2 protein-coding genes are annotated in these 2896 nt (G+C 42.4%); both read left to right on the forward strand.

Annotated elements, in window-relative coordinates; all coding sequences use genetic code 11:
* Positions 1–2459: DNA polymerase III subunit alpha (gene dnaE, locus C1642_RS12210; RefSeq protein WP_103236385.1), on the forward strand; the 2459-nt coding region annotated here is incomplete at its 5' end.
* A gap of 14 nt (positions 2460–2473) precedes the next feature.
* A partial coding sequence (locus C1642_RS19250; RefSeq protein WP_228153856.1) for an RNA methyltransferase occupies positions 2474–2896 on the forward strand: 423 nt, incomplete at its 3' end.

Genomic DNA, 2896 nt, shown 5'->3' on the forward strand with positions numbered 1-2896 from the left:
TAAAAATTACAGATCTTGATCCACTTCGTTATGACCTACTCTTCGAACGTTTCTTAAACCCGGAACGTGTATCGATGCCCGACTTTGACGTCGATTTCTGTATCGCAGGTCGTGACCGTGTGATCGATTATGTATCACGTACTTATGGCCGTGAAGCGGTGTCTCAGATTGCAACGTTCGGTACGATGGCTGCGAAAGGTGCGATTCGTGACGTTGCCCGCGTTTTAGGGAAGTCTTATGGTCTAGCTGACCGTATTTCAAAAATGGTTCCAACTAAGCCACTTGGTGTGGATTTGGCAACTGCGATTGAAATGGAACCTCAGCTTAAAGATATTGTTACCAACCCTTCCAACCCAGATAATGATGATGCCAGCGAAATTTGGGAAATGGCATTAAAGTTAGAAGGTATTACCAGAAATACAGGTAAACATGCCGGTGGTGTTGTTATTGCACCCGGTAAAATTACCGACTTCTCTGCTGTGCTTTGTGACGCAGACGGTACTAACCGCGTAGCACAGTATGATAAAGATGATGTAGAAGCTGCAGGTCTCGTAAAGTTCGACTTCTTGGGTCTACGTAACTTAACCGTTATTGAAGATGCTATTCAAAATATTAATAAAAACCGCGATAGCAATGACCCTTTAAACATTTCGCACGTCCCTCTTGACGACCCTAAAGCTTATTCTGTCTTTGCTGATGCAAATACAACCGCGGTATTCCAGTTTGAATCCGTCGGTATGAAACGAATGCTGAAAGAAGCACGTCCAAGTAAATTCGAAGAAATTATTGCGTTCGTATCTTTATATCGTCCGGGTCCGATGGATCTAATCCCAGACTTTATTCACCGTATGCATGGTGGAGAATTTGAGTATCTTCATCCATTGCTTGAAGGTGTATTAGAACCAACCTACGGGATTATGGTTTACCAAGAACAGGTAATGCAAACTGCACAGATTTGTGCAGGTTACACACTCGGTGGCGCTGACTTGCTCCGCCGTGCGATGGGTAAAAAGAAACCTGAAGAAATGGTGAAACAGCGCCAAATCTTCCTTGAGGGTGCTGGACAAAAAGGTATTGATGAAAGCACAGCTAACCATATCTTCGACTATATGGAAAAGTTCGCAGGCTATGGTTTTAACAAATCGCACGCCGCAGCTTATGCACTTGTTGCATACCATACAGCATGGTTAAAAGCCCACTATCCTGCCGAATTTATGGCAGCAGTAATGTCATCGGAAATGCAGAACACTGACAGTGTCGTATTTTTGATTGATGACTGCCGAAATAACGGTCTCGAGGTCTTACCGCCATCAGTCAATATGTCGACTTATCATTTCCATGCGAGCGATGATAAAACCATTGTTTATGGTTTAGGGGCAATTAAAGGTGTTGGTGAACAGGCAATGCAGTCTGTTATTGACTCACGTCGCCAACAAGGGCCTTATACTGACCTATTCGATTTCTGCCATCGTATTGATTTGAAAAAAATCAATAAACGAACCTTAGAAGCACTTATCCGTGCTGGTGCGCTTGATTGTTTAGGTATTGAACGTTCAAGTTTAATGGCTCAATTGCCAGAAGCTGTACAAGCTGCCGAACAGGCACGTAGTAACCGTGAAAGCGGTATTATGGACTTATTTGGTGAAGTTGAAGAAGTTCAACGTAAACCAGCTAAACCTGTTAAGCCATGGAGTGATGAAGTTCGTCTCAAAGGCGAAAAAGATACGCTTGGACTATATTTAACAGGTCACCCAATTGATGTTTATCGTCAAGAACTCAAAGCGTTTATTCCTGCAAAACTTAATGAAATTACCGCAACTCGTCGCGGTGTAACGACTGTTTATGCAGGACTTGTCCTTGATGTAGCGAATTTCCCAAACCGTGTTGTTATTGTACTTGACGACGGAACAGCACGTATTGAAGTCAGCTGTAACCACGAACGTTTCCAACGCTTTAAAGATATTATTCAAGTTGAGCGCGTAGTCGTCTTTGAAGGCGAGATCTATGAGCGTGAAGGTTTTGATCGTCCAATGGGACGCTTGAACAAAGCGTTTAGCTTAAATGAAATCAGACAAAAACGCGCCAATAGTATTCAAATCAAATTAACCCATGATCTATTGCAACCAAGTTTGGCAAAAGATCTACAAAATATATTATTGCCTTATTGTAATGTCGATATGCATCAGCATATTGCAATACAGTTACAGATTGACCAACCATATGCTCAGGCTGAGCTTCAGCTTGGCCCACAATGGAAAGTCGCTCCTTTAGATGAACTTCTTGCCAAACTAAGAGATTACTTTGGTAAGGATAATATTCATATTGAATATCAGGTAAAATCTAAGGCAGCTAAAGCAGCAGAACCTGTTCGTCCACAACCTGTTGCCTCACCTCCTGTGGACATGACTATTGATGATGCATTGGATTCATACCAAAGCGAAGTTTCTCAATATTCGTAATTTCTGGAAATCTTATGAGTTTGTTTGACGACACCGCCGTGTCAAAACAATTAGCACAAGTGCGTATTGTCATGGTCAATACCACTTTACCGGCTAATATTGGCAGTGCTTTACGCGCAATGAAAACGATGGGCTTGAGTAAGTTGGTTCTGGTTTCACCAAAAACCTACCCACATCCAGATATTCAGGCGCTTGCTGCTGGTGCACAAGATTTATTAGAACAGGTTGAAATTGTTGAAACACTCGAAGAAGCAATTAAAGATTGCCATTTAGTTTTCGGAACAAGTGCAAGAAGCCGTACTATTCCATGGCCTTTGTTAGATGTTCGCCCTGCTTCAAAAGAAGCAATCAAGGCGGCTGCACAAGGACAACAAATTGCGATCGTTTTTGGACGTGAAGACCGCGGTTTAACCAATGAAGAATTGGCTTTGGCAAAC

Origin of the sequence: Acinetobacter sp. AKBS16 (genome assembly GCF_002899995.1) — a bacterium.
GTDB classification, from domain to species: Bacteria; Pseudomonadota; Gammaproteobacteria; order Pseudomonadales; family Moraxellaceae; genus Acinetobacter; species Acinetobacter baumannii.